The sequence below is a fragment of the Hydrogenophaga laconesensis genome (assembly GCF_031457235.1).
Lineage (GTDB): Bacteria > Pseudomonadota > Gammaproteobacteria > Burkholderiales > Burkholderiaceae_C > Hydrogenophaga > Hydrogenophaga laconesensis.
The window spans coordinates 129,400-145,272 of sequence record NZ_JAVDWE010000008.1; the positions used below are offsets into that span (position 1 = coordinate 129,400).

General features: G+C 65.1%; 17 protein-coding genes. 9 read left to right on the forward strand and 8 right to left on the reverse strand.

From position 1 onward, the window contains the following. Positions 1–24 precede the first annotated feature (24 nt). From J2X09_RS15140 to J2X09_RS15150, 3 genes are read right to left on the reverse strand one after another with little or no spacing between them, the layout of a single operon-like run. Entirely contained in the window at positions 25–726 is a 702-nt protein-coding gene (locus J2X09_RS15140) for a fumarylacetoacetate hydrolase family protein (RefSeq protein WP_204734224.1), read from the reverse strand. A 17-nt stretch (positions 727–743) separates the two neighbouring features. Further along, positions 744–1,802: a cupin domain-containing protein gene (locus J2X09_RS15145; protein WP_204734225.1), complete on the reverse strand. Its 1,059-nt coding sequence runs from the start codon at positions 1,800–1,802 to the stop codon at positions 744–746. 19 nt (positions 1,803–1,821) lie between these two features. Continuing rightward, positions 1,822–3,024, reverse strand: coding sequence for a 3-hydroxybenzoate 6-monooxygenase (locus J2X09_RS15150; protein WP_204734226.1), 1,203 nt, complete (start codon positions 3,022–3,024; stop codon positions 1,822–1,824). A gap of 118 nt (positions 3,025–3,142) precedes the next feature. Between J2X09_RS15150 and J2X09_RS15155 the strand changes: the two genes are divergently transcribed. From J2X09_RS15155 to J2X09_RS15165, 3 genes are all read left to right on the forward strand, one after another. Then, the gene (locus J2X09_RS15155) at positions 3,143–3,619 is read left to right on the forward strand and encodes a MarR family winged helix-turn-helix transcriptional regulator (protein ID WP_204734227.1); all 477 of its coding nucleotides are present in this window, start codon (positions 3,143–3,145) and stop codon (positions 3,617–3,619) included. A 279-nt stretch (positions 3,620–3,898) separates the two neighbouring features. Continuing rightward, positions 3,899–4,126 (forward strand): hypothetical protein, encoded by a 228-nt coding sequence (locus J2X09_RS15160; protein WP_204734228.1) that lies wholly within the window; start codon positions 3,899–3,901, stop codon positions 4,124–4,126. A gap of 884 nt (positions 4,127–5,010) precedes the next feature. Beyond that, a complete protein-coding gene (locus J2X09_RS15165) occupies positions 5,011–5,409 on the forward strand; it encodes a hypothetical protein (protein WP_204734229.1) in 399 nt (132 codons plus the stop codon). Positions 5,410–5,419: 10 nt separating this feature from the next. On the opposite strand, the gene J2X09_RS15170 is transcribed toward J2X09_RS15165, so the two are convergent. From J2X09_RS15170 to arfB, 3 genes are all read right to left on the reverse strand, one after another. Then, a complete protein-coding gene (locus J2X09_RS15170) occupies positions 5,420–6,307 on the reverse strand; it encodes an alpha/beta fold hydrolase (protein WP_204734230.1) in 888 nt (295 codons plus the stop codon). A 65-nt stretch (positions 6,308–6,372) separates the two neighbouring features. Next, a complete protein-coding gene (locus J2X09_RS15175) occupies positions 6,373–6,975 on the reverse strand; it encodes a TetR/AcrR family transcriptional regulator (protein ID WP_204734231.1) in 603 nt (200 codons plus the stop codon). 48 nt (positions 6,976–7,023) lie between these two features. Continuing rightward, entirely contained in the window at positions 7,024–7,428 is a 405-nt protein-coding gene (arfB, locus tag J2X09_RS15180) for an alternative ribosome rescue aminoacyl-tRNA hydrolase ArfB (RefSeq protein WP_204734232.1), read from the reverse strand. A 75-nt stretch (positions 7,429–7,503) separates the two neighbouring features. Between arfB and mnmA the strand changes: the two genes are divergently transcribed. Further along, the gene (mnmA, locus tag J2X09_RS15185) at positions 7,504–8,655 is read left to right on the forward strand and encodes a tRNA 2-thiouridine(34) synthase MnmA (protein WP_204734233.1); all 1,152 of its coding nucleotides are present in this window, start codon (positions 7,504–7,506) and stop codon (positions 8,653–8,655) included. Here mnmA and J2X09_RS15190 read toward each other — a convergent pair. Both J2X09_RS15190 and J2X09_RS15195 read right to left on the reverse strand, forming a co-directional pair. Further along, the gene (locus tag J2X09_RS15190; protein ID WP_204734234.1) at positions 8,652–10,007 is read right to left on the reverse strand and encodes a DUF3422 family protein; all 1,356 of its coding nucleotides are present in this window, start codon (positions 10,005–10,007) and stop codon (positions 8,652–8,654) included. The two genes, mnmA and J2X09_RS15190, sit on opposite strands and share 4 nt — an antisense overlap. A gap of 78 nt (positions 10,008–10,085) precedes the next feature. Further along, a complete protein-coding gene (locus J2X09_RS15195) occupies positions 10,086–10,583 on the reverse strand; it encodes an NUDIX hydrolase (RefSeq protein WP_204734235.1) in 498 nt (165 codons plus the stop codon). 100 nt (positions 10,584–10,683) lie between these two features. On the opposite strand from J2X09_RS15195, the gene J2X09_RS15200 reads away from it, so the two are divergent. From J2X09_RS15200 to J2X09_RS15220, 5 genes are all read left to right on the forward strand, one after another. Beyond that, complete coding sequence (locus J2X09_RS15200; RefSeq protein ID WP_204734236.1) at positions 10,684–11,829, forward strand: Re/Si-specific NAD(P)(+) transhydrogenase subunit alpha; 1,146 nt, start codon at positions 10,684–10,686, stop codon at positions 11,827–11,829. Then, on the forward strand, positions 11,826–12,188 hold the full coding sequence (panD, locus tag J2X09_RS15205; protein WP_204734237.1) for an aspartate 1-decarboxylase: 363 nt from the start codon (positions 11,826–11,828) through the stop codon (positions 12,186–12,188). The genes J2X09_RS15200 and panD overlap by 4 nt, the downstream gene beginning before the upstream one ends. 15 nt (positions 12,189–12,203) lie before the next feature. Next, positions 12,204–12,530: an NAD(P) transhydrogenase subunit alpha part 2 gene (locus J2X09_RS15210; protein ID WP_204734238.1), complete on the forward strand. Its 327-nt coding sequence runs from the start codon at positions 12,204–12,206 to the stop codon at positions 12,528–12,530. After that, positions 12,527–13,951 carry an NAD(P)(+) transhydrogenase (Re/Si-specific) subunit beta gene (locus J2X09_RS15215; RefSeq protein ID WP_204734239.1) on the forward strand — a complete coding sequence of 475 codons (1,425 nt, stop codon included), beginning with the start codon at positions 12,527–12,529 and terminating at the stop codon, positions 13,949–13,951. The genes J2X09_RS15210 and J2X09_RS15215 overlap by 4 nt, the downstream gene beginning before the upstream one ends. Before the next feature lie 202 nt (positions 13,952–14,153). Then, complete coding sequence (locus J2X09_RS15220; RefSeq protein ID WP_204734240.1) at positions 14,154–15,842, forward strand: long-chain-fatty-acid--CoA ligase; 1,689 nt, start codon at positions 14,154–14,156, stop codon at positions 15,840–15,842. Positions 15,843–15,873: the final 31 nt, after the last annotated feature.

Sequence of the window (15,873 nt, forward strand, 5' to 3'; positions counted from 1 at the left end):
CATCATAGCCAGCGCCTGTTGTCCTCAGGGCCTGGGGCCCACCGTGAGGGCCACCGTGCCCACACCTTCCACACTGCCGGTGATGCGGTCGCCCGGCAGCACCGCGCCCACGCCTTCCGGCGTGCCGGTGTAGATCAGGTCGCCTGGTTGCAGGTGATAGAAGAGCGAGAGGTCGGCAATGATCTCGCGGATGTTCCAGATCAGCTTGTCCACGTCGGACTTCTGCTTCGTCTCGCCATTGACGGCGAGTTCGATGGCACCTCGCTCGATCACCACGCCGGGCATGGGCACGATCTCGCTGCACACGGACGAATGCTCCACGTCCTTGCCCAGGTCCCAGGGGCGGCCCTTGTCGCGCGCCACCAGTTGCAGGTCGCGCCGGGTCATGTCCAGACCGCAGGCATAGCCGTAGATGATGTCTTGTGCATCCTCCGGCTTCACGCGGAAACCGGCCTTGCCGACGGCCAGCACCAGTTCCATTTCGAAGTGGTAGTTGTTCGTCTCGCTCGGGTAAGGCGTGGTCGCGCCCGACAGCGCCAGGGTCTGAGGTGCCTTGGTGAAGTAGAAGGGGCGCTCGGCCGTCTTGTCCACGGGCTTGCCCATTTCCACCGCATGCGCGTGGTAGTTGCGGCCGACGAAGAACAGTCGGTTGACGGGGAAGTGCCCGGTCTTGCCGCGCACGGGAACGGAGGCGACGGCGGGCGGGGGGAACAGGTAGGTGGTCATCGGGAATCAGGGCCGTGTCAGGGCATCGAGGGTTGGTTGTCGGGGCGCACTTCGTAGACGCCGAGCTTGCGGTGCAGCGGCGACTCGTCGGCGACGAACAGGAAGGCCGGTTCGGTGGCCGAGGCGTTGGTGAGCGTGGTGGCGGTATAGCCGGGGATGCAGCAGGTGTCGGCGCCCACGAGGTCGAAACCCTGGGCGTCGGTGGCCACGCGCGCCGCGCCTTCGATCACGTGATAGACCACGGCCGGCGAACGCGCCGGCAGTTGCAGCGTCTGGCCCGGGCGCAGCATCAGCGCATGAAAGCCCAGCACGTTCTCGGCGTCTTCGCCCGATTCGGGGTTGGTGTAGGTCACCTGCACATGAGCGAGGTCGGGCTGGTCGTCTGCGAGGCCGAGCAGCGCGGCGCGCGCGTCGACCCAGGGGTAGCGCATCATGGGATAGCGCTTGCCGCTGCGTCCGAACACCGGTGTGGGCACGAGGCCTGGCCGTGCATAGGCACGATCGCCACGGCCGGGCAGGATGTCCTGGCGTCCGCCGTTGAGGTGGTAGCTTACTTCCAGGTAGTACATCAGCGGCAGATCGAGCACGTCGAGCCAGATGACGGGCTGATCACCGTCGTGGCCGTGTTCGTGCCAGCGGCCCGTCGGCGTGAGGATCAGGTCGCCGCGCGACATCGGGCATTTCTCGCCGTCCACCGTGGTCCAGGCCCCTTCACCTTCGACCACCATGCGCACCGCGTTGGGCGTGTGGCGGTGGCTGGGTGCCCATTCGCCCGGCAGCAGCAACTGCATGCCCAGGTACATGGCCGCGCTGGCCTGCATCTTCTCCAGCGTGTGGCCCGGGTTGGCCAGCACCAGCACGCGGCGCTCGGCCTTTTCGATCGGTGTGAGCTCGCCGGCCTTGAGCAGCAGGGGCTTGATGGATTGGTAGGCCCAGTGCGTGGCCTGCGTCTGGCGCGTGGGCATCTTCGGTGGCAGCACCCCGCGCAGGCTGGGCCACAGCGGCACCAGGTTGTGCGAGCGCAGCTCGGCCACGTAGTCGGCGGGCAGGTCTTCGAGTCGTCCGAGGTCGTTCATGGTGTCTCCTGGGCATTCTTCAGTGGGCGGCCAGACAGTTCTCAACGTTCCAGCCGTACAGCCATTCCATCGCATCGTAGAAGCGCTCGGGGCTGCGGCCGCGCCAGAGGTCATTGCGCACCAGGCGCTCCACGCCCTTGGCATGGTAGATGCGCCCCATCTCGCGCGAGCTCAGCACGATGCGCGCGGTGCGCGCGATGCGCGAGCGCTGGTACAGGTCGAAGGCCTTTTCGAAGTCGTTGCCATTCACGCGCAAGGCCTCGCCCAGCGTCACCGCGTCCTCGATGGCCATGCAGGCGCCCTGCGCCATGTACTGCGTGGTCGGGTGGGCGGCATCGCCCAGCAGTGTGACGCGGCCGAAGCTCCATTGGCCGATGGGCTCGCGGTCGGCGGTGGCCCAGCGTTTCCAGCTCCTGGGCAGATCGATCAACTGACGCGCCTTCGGGCAGATGCCCTGGAAGTAGCTCTGCACCTCTTCCTTGCTGCCTTCGGTCACGCCCCACTCCTCCGTGCCACGGCTGTGGAAGGTGACGACCACGTTGTACTGCTCGCCGCCGCGCAGCGGGTAGTGCACCAGGTGGCAGTTCGGACCGACCCAGATGCTCGCCGCGTTCCAGCGCAGGTCTTCCGGAAAATCGGCCTTGTCCACCACCGCGCGGTAGACCACGTGGCCCGTGACGCGCGCCTCGTCGCCGACGAACTGCTGGCGCACGACGGACTTCACACCATCGGCACCGATCAACGCCAGACCGCGGTGGGCGGTGCCTCGCTGGTCGTGCACGGTCACGCCATCGGCGTTCTGCTCGATGCGTTCGACGCGCGTGGAGGTGAGGAACTCGATCTGCCCCGCGGCCTGCACCCCCTCCAGCAACGAGCCGTGCGCATCGGCGCGATGGATCACCGCGTACGGGTTGCCGAAACGCTGCCGGAAAGCCTCACCGGTGGGGATGTGGCCCACCTGGTATTCGTCCAGCGCGTCGTGCATCACCATGAAGTCGGTGTAGACCGCGCGGCTGCGCGCCTGTTCGCCGACACCGAGCGCATCGAACGCGTGGAAGGCGTTGGGGCCGAGCTGCATGCCGGCGCCGATCTCACCAATCTCGGGCGCCTGCTCCAGCACCTTCACACGGAATCCCTGGCGCACCAGCGCCAGCGCGGCCGCCAGTCCACCAATGCCACCGCCAGCCACGAGCACGGGAAGTTCCTGGGGGGACGAGGTCATGTGTGTCTCCTGAGCATGTGATGCATGCTTACGATAAGTATACTTATTGTATGGGCGATGCTAGGATTCCGGCAACCCCCGTCCGTCATCCGGACCTCCCGGACTTCTTGCAGACCTCATGAAGCGCAGCCTGCCTTCGGCCATCGACATCGACGACCAGCCCGGTCACAACATCCGGCGCCTGCACCAGATTTCGGTGGGCATCTTCCTGCAGGAGTTGGGGGAACTGGGCATCACGCCGGTGCAGTACGCGGCGCTGCAGACGGTCTCAAACCATCCCGGCATCGACCAGCGCACGCTCGCGCGCACCATCGCACTCGATGCCTCCACCACGGGTGGCGTGGTCGACCGCATGGAGTCGCGGGGCTGGCTGGAGCGGCGCACCTCGCCGGAGGACAGGCGCTCTCGCCAACTGGTGCTCACCGACACCGGCATGGCTTTGCTGGCCGAAGCAGTGCCCGCCATGCTGCAGGCACAGGAACACATCCTGGCGCCGCTGTCCGAGCGTCAGCGCGGTGAGTTCATGAAGCTGCTTCGCCTGCTGGTCAACACCAACAACGAGCACAGCCGCGCGCCCAGCGAGGCGATGCGCTGAACTGGCGGGGTCAGCCCCGCACGTGGGCCGTCGGTCGTTGCATCTGTCTCATTCCCAATTCAGTACTTTTCAATCGCCCCTGTAGTGAGTTGGTCGAGATGTAGAGACGCGCTGTGATCGAGTCCCTAAGCTGCGCGGTTTTTCGGAACCGAGCGGAGCGAGGGGATCGCGGTGGGCAACAGGACAGGCGTTGTGATGGGTTTGGGGGATGGGCGTGATGGAGGTCGGAATACCGGAACGCCTGGTCTGAGGGGCTACCGGCGGGTGGTGGCGTGGGTGGTGTTGTTGACGCAGGTGGTGGTGCAGCCGGTGGTGTCGCTGGCGCAGGCGCAGGTGTTGACGCAGGGTCAGGCGTCCACGCAGGTGGTGCCTGTGGATGTGGGGCGGACGCAGGTGTACACGAACCCCAACGGGGTACCGATCGTGAACATCACGGGGGCCAACGCTCAGGGGGTGTCGCACAACCGGTACCTGCTCAAGAAGGTGTTCGGCATCGTGCCCAGATGAACCTCTCGGCGAGCTCAACGACGTCAGCTGCCGCAGCGGCCAGTGCGCCGGCAAGATCAAAGAACAACTCACGTCGCCGCAGGGCCACGCCATCGAAGTCAAGGGCCACGAGGGCGACATCAAGGTCGATTCCAACGGGCAGATCGTCGCTGCTGCCAAAGGCGATTCCATGGCTTTGGGTGGAGTCATATCGCAGTTAACAAGCGGCAGAGAACGCCCTCCTCATCCCCCGCGCGGGACTTATGAGAACAGGCTTCCTTGGCTTGAAGCCTCATATGTGAATTCAGGCCATTTTCGTCGTATGCTCGACCCAACTTACCGTACCCCGCACGGCGTCGGACGGTTGCCGTTCGGAGTCGAGTTACCCCCAGTGGGTGGCCATCAAGAGAGTCGATTCGACGACGCGCTGGGAATTAATAGAACAAACTGGATTGCCTTGGAACACCAAATTTCGGAGGGCATTCATACCGCTCCGGGATATGTAGGCCAAGACGGACGCTACTATGCCCCCATTCCCGTTGTCGGTTCAGAAGGTCGAGCACTCGTGCTCGAGACAATTTGGATAATCGGTGAAGACCCTTGGGGAAATGGCATCATTGATCTGACTTATATTCGGCCTCCACTCACTCGATCTGAGGGGGGGTAGTGCATAAAATGCAGCGTGTGATTACGGACCCCATCCGGTAGGGGTGAGCGACGGTGCCCGGCAATTGTTTCCAGTATGAGTTAAATCCATGCCGAGCACCTCCTTCTCTACCACGGGTTTTGAAAAGTCTCTTTCAAATGGATGTCGCCCTGCGATGCATTTTCGCAGGGCTATTCATTTGCGCTGATATTTGTATTTTGATATGAAGGAGTTGGAGAGCTGAATTCGTTTCTCCTTTATGAGCTCGGCTGTTCCAAGGGTTTGCTTGGCATCCATCGGTTGCAGAAAAGCCGCCGCAGAAATACCCGTCCTGCCAGCCGCTCAAGGCCCTTCCATCGAAGCGGAACAGCGGCGCCAGCTCAGCGACGACATGCAGCTGCATCTGAACCGGCGGCCGGCATCGCCCTCTGGCATTGAAAGCCTGCCTGCAGAGAAGAAGGGCAACGCCGAGCCGGCGGGGCCGTGCGAAGCGTATGAAGGCCTGAGCATCACCAACCCGATGCGCTTGAGCCGCCAGGTGCTTCAACGCGTCGAAGAGAGGCTCGACAAGGCCTGCCTGAATGACAGGGATGTCGAGGAGATCATTGCCTTGCTCAAGGAGCACAGACGCGCACCCAGCGAAGCGGTGCTGCGTTGAGCGGGAGGGGTCAACCCCGCACGTGCGCCACGACCGCTTTCACCACCGCGTCGTCGGCCAGCAATCGTGTGTGACCCAGGCCGTTGGTTTCCATCAGCAGGGCCCCGCTGATCGCATCGCGGTAGGCCTCGGCGTCGGCAAAACGGTTGATGCGGTCTCCCCGGTCGTGCACGATCAGCGTCGGAACCGTCACACGCGGACCGACGGCGCGGGGTTCGAACTGCGGCATGAGGATGCCCTCGCGCGCTTCCACCCGTTGCTGCAATCCCGCGCGCGTGCGCTCGCTCAGACCAAACACGCTGGCGAAGAGCCTCGTGTATTCGTAGGGCGAGGCGGGCGGTGCCAGCAGCACCAGCCGGTCGACGGCCAGCCCGCGCGCGGCGGCATAGGCCAGCGCATTGGCTGCCAGCGAGTGCGCCACCACGGCAGTCATCTCGCGGCCCTGTTGTTGAAGACGAGCGGTCGCGTACTCGATGGCGCGCGCGAATTGCGCCAGATTGCTCGTCCGACCCCGGCTGCGGCCGTGCGCGGGCAACTCCATCAGCACCGGCTGCAGGCCCTGGTCTGCCAAGGCCCTGGCCATTGGCAGCATCTGCGCGGCGTGCCCACCCCATCCATGCAACAGCAGAACCGTTCGCCCCTGCGCTTGGCCAGACTGCCGGTAGAGCGTGACGCTGGCCTGCTCGAAAGGCCATGGCTGCGCTTCCCAAAGGGCCAGCGCGGGTTGCCGGCGGTGCATCCACTTGGGTGGCAGCGGAGTACCGAACAGGCGGCTGGCGCCGCGTACCGCCAGCGAAGGCCAGAGGCGTTCGGAGATGCCCAGCGCCCACCTCAAGCCACGGGCGACGGGGTTGGCCTGGTAGTAGTGCGATGCGGTTTGCAATGGCGTGGTGCTCATGGGGATGTCCTGCAGTGGTTTGAATAAAAATCGCACAATCGTGCGAAAAATGGTCAAAAAAAGAGTCAGCTCTGGTAGGTCCTGACCAGCCGTTCCCATGTGGCCTGCGTGCGGTCCGCAGCGCGGGGGTCGCGCAGAAAACGCACATCGTGCACAAGGCCGATCGCCAGGCTGTAGATTTCGCCCACAAGCTGCTCCGGGTCGGTGTCGGCCTTCAGGTGGCCGGCCTCGATGGCTTGCAGCGCGGTACGGCGCACGGCGGCGCGCCAGCGCGTGACTTCGCCCAGGAGGACATCGCGAAGTTCACCCTCCTGGTCGTCGAGTTCGAAGGCGGCCGATGTGTAGAGGCAGCCCTTGTGCATGTCCTGATCGCGCAGGCGCAGGAACCAGCGCCGCACGATGTCGCTTAACCGCGGCAAGCCCTTGGGCACCTGCATGGCGGGCACGAACACCTCGGCGACGAAGCGGCGACCGAACTCCTCGATCACGGCCTTCTGCAAGGCCTCACGCGAGCCGACGCGCGAGAACACCCCGCTCTTGGACACGCCGATCCGGTCGGCCACGGCCTGCAGGGTGATGGCCTGCAGGCTGTCGGAGGCGGCGAGGTCCAGCGCGGCGCCGACGATGGCGGCGCGTGTCATTTCGCTTTTCTGGGTTCTGGCGTCCATGGTCCGCATTTTTGCACAATCGTGCGAAAAAATGCAAGCTGCGGAAAGTCAGTCCGCCGAACGCACGCGGCCGCGCAGTTGCTTCACGGTGGACCGTGTCGCCTTGCCTTCCAGGCGCCGCTGCTTCGAAGCGAACGTCGGTTTCGTGGGTCTGCGCGATTTGGGCACGGTGGCGACGCTGTCCACGAGCGCCTGCAGACGTTCCAGCGCCTCGGCCTTGTTCTGCTCCAGGCTGCGGCTGGTCTGCGCCTTGATCACCACCACGCCTTCGGTGGTGATGCGCTGGTCGCTCAGTGCCAGCAGGCGCTCTTTCACCACGTCGGGCAGCGAAGAGGCGTGCACCGCGAAGCGCAGGTGCACCGCGTTGGAGACCTTGTTCACGTTCTGCCCGCCCGCGCCCTGGGCGCGGATGGCGGTGAACTCGACCTCGGCCGGATCGATGGTGAGGGGCATCGGCGCAGTGTGCCACGGGCCCCGTCCAGTCACCCCATGGTGCGCGGGGGATGGCCGCGCTGGGATAATCGCCCGATGGCAAGCAAACAGCGCGTGGTGGTCGGGTTGAGCGGGGGGGTGGACTCCGCGGTGAGCGCGTACCTGCTCAAGCAGCAGGGCCACGAAGTCATCGGCATCTTCATGAAGAACTGGGAAGACGACGACGACAGCGAATACTGTTCGACGCGGCAGGATTTCCTGGACGCCGCCAGTGTGGCCGATGTGCTGGGCATCGACATCGAGCACGTGAACTTCGCGGCCGAATACAAGGACCGCGTGTTCGCCGAATTCCTGCGCGAGTACCAGGCCGGCCGCACACCGAACCCCGACATCCTTTGCAACGCCGAGATCAAGTTCAAGGCCTTCCTGGACCACGCCATGCGGCTGGGTGCGGAGAAGATCGCCACCGGCCACTACGCCCGCGTGCGGGAGCGCAACGGCGTGTTTGAGCTGCTCAAGGGCTGCGACCCGTTGAAGGACCAGAGCTACTTCCTGCACCGCCTGAACCAGGCGCAGCTCTCGAAAACGCTGTTTCCGGTGGGCGAGCTGCCCAAGACCGAGGTGCGCCGCATCGCGGCAGAGATTGCCCTGCCCAATGCGAAGAAGAAGGACAGCACCGGCATCTGCTTCATCGGCGAACGGCCGTTTCGCGACTTCCTCAACCGGTACATCGCCAGGGAGCCCGGCCCCATCAAGGACCACAAAGGCCGTGTACTCGGCCAGCACGTGGGCCTGAGCTTCTACACCCTGGGGCAGCGCCAGGGCCTGGGCATTGGTGGCGTGCGTGAAAAGGGCGCGCAGAAGGGCGGCAATGAGCACGCGCCCTGGTTTGTGGCACGCAAGGACGTCGAGAAGAACACGCTGTGGGTGGTGCAGGGCCACGACCACCCCTGGCTGCTCACGCCGCGCCTGCGCGCCCAGGATGCCAGCTGGGTGTCTGGCCAAGCGCCCGCTGCTGCGCTGCTGGCGGCGAAGACGCGCTACCGGCAAGCCGACGCGGCTTGCCGCTTCACGTCGGAAGGTGAGGCTGGTTTCGCTCTGGACTTCACCGATCCGCAGTGGGCCGTGACCCCCGGCCAGAGCGCGGTGCTGTACGACGGCGACGTGTGCCTGGGTGGCGGCGTGATCACGACCGACGCAGCGTCAGTCGGTGCGCAGCCCTCTGTCGCGCAGCCTGTGTCCGCCTAAGGCTTGACGGTGGCGCCAAGCCTGGCGTGGATGCGCCGGGTGGTGCGCCACACGGCCCACAGCACCAGCGGGATCAGTGCACCCGCCGCGATCTCCGGATGGATCGGCAGGCCAGCCGCCTTGGCGCCCTTGGCCAGGTACAGCAACAGGCTGATGACGTAGTACGAAATGGCCGCGATCGACAGGCCTTCCACCGTGGTCTGCAGGTGCAGCTGCAGTTCCTGGCCGCGTGTGAGTTTCTCCAGCAGTTGCTGGTTCTGCGCTTCCGTCACGATGTCCACCCGTGTGCGCAGCAACGCGCTGGTGCGGGCCACACGCTCGGAGAGGGACGTGAGGCGCTGCGCGCTCGCCGCAACCGTGGCCATGGCCGGCGACAGGCGCCGCTGCATGAACTCGCCGATGGTCTGCGTGCCCGGAATCGGGCGCTCGCGCAACTCGGTGATCCGTTGTGCGACAAGTGCATCGTAGGCGCGCGTGGCCGCAAAGCGGTAACTGTGTTCGGCCGTGGCGCGTTCCACACGCGCGGCCAGCGAAACCAGCTGGTCCAGCAGGTCTTGTTCCGATGTCGACTTGTTCTCCAGTTGCGCGGTGATATGCGCGAGTTGGGTCTCCGCCTGGCCGAGCGTGGGGCCAAGCGCTTTCGCCACAGGCAGCCCCCGCAGTGCCATCAGTCGATAGGTTTCCAGTTCCAGCAGACGCTGCGAGATGCGTCCGGCACGCGTTTCGCTGGTGCCGGGCGGTGCGATCACCAGCACGCGCTCGAAGCCGGAAGGCTGCAAATGGAAGTCGGTCAGCGCCCATGAATGTCCGCCACCCAGTTGCGAGGCCACCACGGTGCGGCCCCCGAACCAGCGCTGCGCCGGTGCCATCAGCGCGGCTTGTGCCTGGGGTGTCTGCTCGGGCAGTTCGGCATGCAGCATCACGAGTTGCAGGGCCGCGATGGTGCGGCCCGGTATATCCCCCAGCCAGTCGGGCGGCGTCGCCAGTGCGTCGAGCAGATCGGGCTCGACGGCGCCCAGCCCCGCGTGTTCGGGCAGGGGTTGCACGATGGAGTAGCGCGTGAACTCGGTGTGGCGCTCCCACTTCAGGGTGTACGCCTCGAAGCGCAGGCGAAGAAAGTTGCCGCGCAGTTGCTCCAGCGGGAGTGCCTCTTGCCCGGGCAGCCGCCGCAGGTGCTCGCATTCCTGTTCGCGGCTCACCCCATCGTTGAGCACGGCGACAAACACCACCAGCGCGGGCAGGCGGATGCGCGCCGAAGGGCGGGCATGTACCTCGTTGTGCAGTTCGGCGCGGAGGGCGTCGTTGGCAGGCAGCACGCTGCGCGCGGTGCCGGTGTCTGGAGATGGCGTCATGGATGCAAGGCCCTGGCGATGGGCATCCACTGTATGCGAAGCCGTACGCGAGAGCTGTACCGCCGGGGGTGACAGGCGTCAGTGGGTGCCGTTGCCGACCGATGGGTCGGTGAATACCAGTGACAGCGGATGCCGCTGGCCGGCCAGGTGGTCTTCCATGCAGCGCAACACCAGCGGGCTGCGAAGGCGGGAGGCGCTGGCCCGGATCTCGTCAGGTGTCATCCACAACGTTCGAACGATGCCCGTGTCCAGTGTCCGGCCGGGCACCACTTCGCCGAGCTCACCGGTGTAGGCGAACCGCAGGTAGGTGATGTCGTTGTCGGGCTGGCCATCGCGACGCGGACGCTGGAAGCGGGAGAGATAGACGCCCACCAAGGCGGTGGGCCGGAACCTGTGGGTGGTTTCCTCCAGCGTTTCGCGCACCACGGCCTCATGCGGGCCTTCGCCGGGGTCGAGATGGCCCGCCGGGTTGTTCAGGCGCAATCCTTCCGCGGTGTGTTCTTCCACCAGCAGGAAGCGCCCCTCGCGCTCGATGACGGCGGCCACGGTGACGCTGGGTTTCCATCGGTTGTCCATGGGTCGCATTATCGGCCGGTGGGCCGCGCCCCATGGGCTGCGCAGCGTCTTTCAGGTAAGCTCGCCGAGGTTCATTCAACCTGGGAATGAGGAGACATTCATGCTGATAGGCGTACCCGCTGAGACCGCAGTGGGCGAAACCCGAGTGGCCGTGACGCCGGAGACGGCGAAGAAATACGTGGCGCAAGGCCACACGGTGCGCGTGCAGTCGGGCGCCGGTATGGCTGCCAGTGCACCCGATGCGGCCTACACCGCGGTGGGCGCCGAGATCACCGACGCGGCGGGTGCGCTGGGCGCAGACCTGGTGCTCAAGGTGCGTTCGCCGTTCGACAACGAACTCGCGCTGATGAAACCGGGTGCGACGCTGGTGGGCATGCTCAACCCCTTCGACGCGGCCGGCCTGCAACGTCTGGCGGCTGCGGGCCTCACGGCATTTGCGCTGGAGGCCGCCCCACGCACCACGCGTGCGCAGAGCATGGACGTCTTGTCCTCGCAGGCCAACATCGCCGGCTACAAGGCCGTGATGGTGGCCGCCCACCACTACCAGCGTTTCTTCCCCATGCTCATGACGGCAGCGGGCACCGTGAAGGCCGCGCGCGTCGTCATCCTCGGCGTGGGCGTGGCCGGGCTGCAGGCCATCGCCACGGCCAAGCGCCTGGGCGCGGTGATCGAGGCCTCCGATGTGCGGCCGAGCGTGAAGGAGCAGGTGGAGTCGCTGGGCGGCAAGTTCATCGACGTGCCTTACGAAACCGCCGAAGAGAAGGAAGCGGCCGAAGGCGTGGGCGGCTACGCCCGTCCGATGCCGCCGTCCTGGCTCGAACGCCAGAAGGCCGAGGTGGCCAAGCGCGTGGCGCAGGCCGATGTGGTCATCTCCACCGCACTCATTCCGGGCCGCGCCGCGCCGGTGCTCATCACGGAAGACATGGTCAAGTCCATGAAGCCCGGCAGTGTGATCGTGGACATCGCCGCCGGCAAGGGAGCTCCCAACCCCGATGGCAGCATCGGCGGCAACTGCCCGCTGACGGAGGCGGACAAGACGGTGGTCAAGCACGGTGTGACGCTGGTCGGCGAGACCAACCTCGCTGCGCTGGTGGGTGCTGACGCCTCGGCGCTGTACGCGCGCAACGTGCTCGACTTCCTCAAGCTCGTGCTGCCCAAGGACGCCACTGCGGTGCAGGTGCCGATGGACGACGACATCGTCGCCGCATGCCTCATGGCGCAAGGCGGTGAGGTCAAGCGCAAATGAGCCGTGTGATGCTGCGCGCGAAACTGCACCGCGCGACCGTGACGGAAGCCGACCTGCACTACGAAGGATCCTGCGGCATCGACGAGGACCTGCTCGATGCGGCCGACATGCGCGAGTACGAAAAGATCGAGCTCTACAACGTCAACAACGGCGAGCGTTTTTCCACCTACATCATCAAGGCCGCGCGCGGCTCGGGTGCGATTTCGCTCAATGGCGCCGCCGCCCGCAAGGCGCACGTGGGTGACCTGCTGATCATCTGCACATACTCCCCGGTGGACGACGCGGTCGTGCCGCAGTGGAAGCCGCGTGTCGTGTTGCTCGGTGAGGGCAACCGCATCAACGAGATCAAGAAAACCTGAAGCGAGGAGACCCTCATGGAAGCCGTATCCCCAACCATCCTCAACCTCATCATCTTCGTGCTGGCCATCTATGTGGGCTACCACGTGGTGTGGAACGTCACGCCTGCGCTGCACACGCCGCTGATGGCCGTGACCAACGCGATCTCGGCCATCGTGATCGTGGGCGCGATGCTCGCGGCCGCGCTGACCGAGACCAACCTGGGCAAAGTCATGGGCGTGATTGCCGTGGCCCTGGCCGCGGTCAACGTCTTCGGTGGCTTCCTGGTCACCCGGCGCATGCTGGAGATGTTCAAGAAGAAGGAGCGCAAGGCACCCGTTGCCACCGAGGGAGCGCACAAATGAGCATGAATGTCGTCACGCTGCTGTACCTGGTCGCCAGCGTCTGCTTCATCCAGGCCCTGAAGGGCCTGAGCCATCCCACCACTTCCATCCGGGGCAACATCTTCGGCATGACCGGCATGGCCATCGCCGTGCTGACCACGGCCGCGCTGATCGTCGAACTCTCCGGTGGCAAGGCGCAGGGCATGGTCTGGGTGCTGGGCGGCCTGGTGGTCGGTGGCGCCATCGGCGCCCTCATGGCCAACCGGGTCGAGATGACCAAGATGCCCGAGCTGGTCGCCTTCATGCATAGCATGATCGGCCTGGCCGCGGTCTGCATCGCGGTGGCCGTGGTGGCCGAACCCTGGGCCTTCGCCATCACCGCCAAGGGCGACCCGATCCCGGGTGGCAACCGCATCGAGCTGGCACTCGGCGCCTTCATCGGCGCGGTCACCTTCTCGGGCTCGGTCATCGCCTTCGGCAAGCTCTCGGGCAAGTACAAGTTCCGCCTGTTCCAGGGCGCGCCGGTCACGTTCCCGGGCCAGCACAAGCTCAACCTGGCGCTGGGCCTGGCCACGGCCTTCTTCATCTTCGGCTTCTGGCACTCGCAGAGCTGGATCGACATCGTGCTGGTGATCGCGCTGGGCTTCATCCTGGGCGTGCTGATCATCATCCCCATCGGCGGTGCCGACATGCCGGTGGTGGTGTCCATGCTCAACAGCTACTCGGGCTGGGCGGCGGCGGGCATCGGCTTCAGCCTGAACAACTCGATGCTGATCATCGCGGGCTCGCTGGTGGGTTCCTCGGGTGCGATCCTGAGCTACATCATGTGCAAGGCGATGAACCGCTCGTTCTTCAACGTGATCCTGGGCGGCTTCGGTGGCGACGCCGCCGCAGCTGCTGCGGGAGGCGGTGTGCAGCGCACCGCCAAGAGTGGCAGCGCCGACGACGCGGCCTTCATCCTGGGCAACGCGGAAACCGTGGTGATCGTGCCCGGCTACGGCCTGGCGGTGGCGCGCGCGCAGCACGCGGTGAAAGAGCTGGCCCACAAGCTGACCGAAAAGGGGATCAACGTGAAGTACGCGATCCACCCGGTGGCCGGCCGCATGCCCGGCCATATGAACGTGCTGCTGGCCGAGGCCGAGGTGCCGTACGACCAGGTGTTCGAGATGGAGGACATCAACGGCGAATTCGGCCAGGCGGACGTGGCCATCATCCTGGGGGCCAACGACGTGGTGAACCCGGCCGCGCTGCAGAAGGGCAGTGCGATCTATGGCATGCCGATCCTGGAGGCCTACAAAGCCAAGACCATCATCGTGAACAAGCGCTCCATGGCCGCTGGCTACGCGGGCCTGGACAACGAACTCTTCTACATGGACAAGACCATGATGGTCTTTGGCGACGCGAAGAAGGTCGTCGAGGACATGACCAAGGCCATCGAGTAACCCAAAAGCGTCTATTTTTCGATGGCGCATGCAGAGGGCCGGTGGTGACACCGGCCCTCTGGTTTTTGTAGCAGACTCGTGGCTCGCGGCGGGTTTTCAAGTAGCCTGTCAGAACTGCGTAAGGGAAAAACACGAGGCCCCGGTCCTGGCTTCCCACACACAATGCGCGGTTGTAGTTTTCCCAAGAACGAGGAGATCCCGAATGACCGAACCGACGGCCAACCGCCCCTGGCTGGGTGCCTACCCTGCCGGTGTGCCCGCGGATATCGACGTGGCGCAGTACCCCTCCCTGGTGCACCTGATGGAGGAAAGCTTCAAGAAGCATGCTGGTCGTACCGCCTACAGCTTCATGGGCAAGGACGTCAGCTTCGCGCAGACCGACAGCCTCTCGCAGGCCTTCGCGGCCTACCTGCAGGGGTTGGGTCTCGTCAAGGGTGACCGGGTGGCGATCATGATGCCGAATGTGCCCCAGTACCCGGTGGCCGTGGCAGGCATCCTGCGCGCGGGTTTCGTGGTGGTCAACGTGAATCCCTTGTACACGCCGCGCGAACTCGAGCATCAGTTGAAAGACTCGGGTGCCAAGGCCATCGTGATCATCGAGAACTTTGCGCACACGCTGCAGCAGTGCATCGCCAACACGCCCACGAAACATGTGGTGCTTGCCGCCATGGGCGATCTGCTCGGCCTGCTCAAGGGTGCGCTGGTCAACTACGTGGTGCGCAACGTCAAGAAGATGGTGCCCGCCTACAGCCTGCCGCAGGCCGTGCGTTTCAACGACGCGATCGCCAAGGGCACGCGCGGTACGCTCAAGCGGCCCGAGATCAAGCCCGACGACATGGCGGTGCTGCAGTACACCGGCGGCACCACCGGTGTGAGCAAGGGTGCGGTGCTGCAGCACCGCAATGTGATCGCCAATGTGCTGCAGTCCGAGGCCTGGAACGACCCGGTCATGAAGAAGGTGCCTGCGGGCGAGCAGCCCACCAGCGTGTGCGCGCTGCCGCTGTACCACATCTTCGCGTTCACCGTGAACATGATGCTGGCCATGCGCACGGGCGGCAAGACCATCCTCATCCCCAACCCGCGCGACCTGCCGGCTGTGCTCAAGGAGCTGAGCAAGCACACCTTCCACAGCTTCCCGGCGGTGAACACGCTTTTCAACGGCCTGGCGAACCACCCCGACTTCAACACCGTCGACTGGAGCAATCTCAAGGTCTCGGTGGGGGGCGGCATGGCGGTGCAAAGCGCCGTGGCCAAGCTCTGGCTCGAGAAGACCGGCTGCCCCATCTGCGAGGGTTATGGCCTGAGCGAGACCAGCCCGTCGGCCAGCTGCAATCCGACCACCAGCACCGAATACAGCGGCACGATCGGTGTTCCACTGCCCAACACTTGGATGAAGTGCCTGGATGACGACGGCAACGAAGTGCCCGTGGGACAGCCCGGCGAGATCGCGATCAAGGGTCCGCAGGTCATGGCCGGCTACTGGCAGCGCCCCGACGAAACCGCCAAGGTCATGACCCCCGATGGTTTCTTCAAGAGTGGCGACGTGGGCATCATGGACGAGCGCGGTTACTTCAAGATCGTCGACCGCAAGAAGGACATGGTGCTGGTCAGCGGCTTCAACGTGTATCCGAACGAAGTCGAAGATGTCGTGGCCCTGCTGCCCGGTGTGATGGAGTGCGCGGTGGTTGGTGTGCCGGACGAAAAGTCGGGCGAGGCCGTCAAGCTCGTGATCGTCAAGAAGGATGAGAGCCTCAGCGAGGCGCAGGTGCGCGAGTACTGCAAGACCAACCTCACCGGCTACAAGCAACCCAAGGTGGTGGAGTTCCGCACCGAACTGCCGAAGACGCCGGTGGGCAAGATTCTGCGGCGAGAGCTGCGCGACAAGAAGTAGCGCGCACTGCGCCACAATGCAAGGCGGCTTC

Bases quoted from the DNA above. Each gene is read 5' to 3' on its own strand.
- J2X09_RS15140 (WP_204734224.1), bottom strand. From the start codon at position 726: ATGACCACCTACCTGTTCCCCCCGCCCGCCGTCGCCTCCGTTCCCGTG.
- J2X09_RS15145 (WP_204734225.1), bottom strand. From the start codon at position 1,802: ATGAACGACCTCGGACGACTCGAAGACCTGCCCGCCGACTACGTGGCC.
- J2X09_RS15150 (WP_204734226.1), bottom strand. From the start codon at position 3,024: ATGACCTCGTCCCCCCAGGAACTTCCCGTGCTCGTGGCTGGCGGTGGC.
- J2X09_RS15155 (WP_204734227.1), top strand. From the start codon at position 3,143: ATGAAGCGCAGCCTGCCTTCGGCCATCGACATCGACGACCAGCCCGGT.
- J2X09_RS15165 (WP_204734229.1), top strand. From the start codon at position 5,011: ATGAGCTCGGCTGTTCCAAGGGTTTGCTTGGCATCCATCGGTTGCAGA.
- J2X09_RS15170 (WP_204734230.1), bottom strand. From the start codon at position 6,307: ATGAGCACCACGCCATTGCAAACCGCATCGCACTACTACCAGGCCAAC.
- J2X09_RS15175 (WP_204734231.1), bottom strand. From the start codon at position 6,975: ATGGACGCCAGAACCCAGAAAAGCGAAATGACACGCGCCGCCATCGTC.
- arfB (WP_204734232.1), bottom strand. From the start codon at position 7,428: ATGCCCCTCACCATCGATCCGGCCGAGGTCGAGTTCACCGCCATCCGC.
- mnmA (WP_204734233.1), top strand. From the start codon at position 7,504: ATGGCAAGCAAACAGCGCGTGGTGGTCGGGTTGAGCGGGGGGGTGGAC.
- J2X09_RS15190 (WP_204734234.1), bottom strand. From the start codon at position 10,007: ATGACGCCATCTCCAGACACCGGCACCGCGCGCAGCGTGCTGCCTGCC.
- J2X09_RS15195 (WP_204734235.1), bottom strand. From the start codon at position 10,583: ATGGACAACCGATGGAAACCCAGCGTCACCGTGGCCGCCGTCATCGAG.
- J2X09_RS15200 (WP_204734236.1), top strand. From the start codon at position 10,684: ATGCTGATAGGCGTACCCGCTGAGACCGCAGTGGGCGAAACCCGAGTG.
- panD (WP_204734237.1), top strand. From the start codon at position 11,826: ATGAGCCGTGTGATGCTGCGCGCGAAACTGCACCGCGCGACCGTGACG.
- J2X09_RS15210 (WP_204734238.1), top strand. From the start codon at position 12,204: ATGGAAGCCGTATCCCCAACCATCCTCAACCTCATCATCTTCGTGCTG.
- J2X09_RS15215 (WP_204734239.1), top strand. From the start codon at position 12,527: ATGAGCATGAATGTCGTCACGCTGCTGTACCTGGTCGCCAGCGTCTGC.
- J2X09_RS15220 (WP_204734240.1), top strand. From the start codon at position 14,154: ATGACCGAACCGACGGCCAACCGCCCCTGGCTGGGTGCCTACCCTGCC.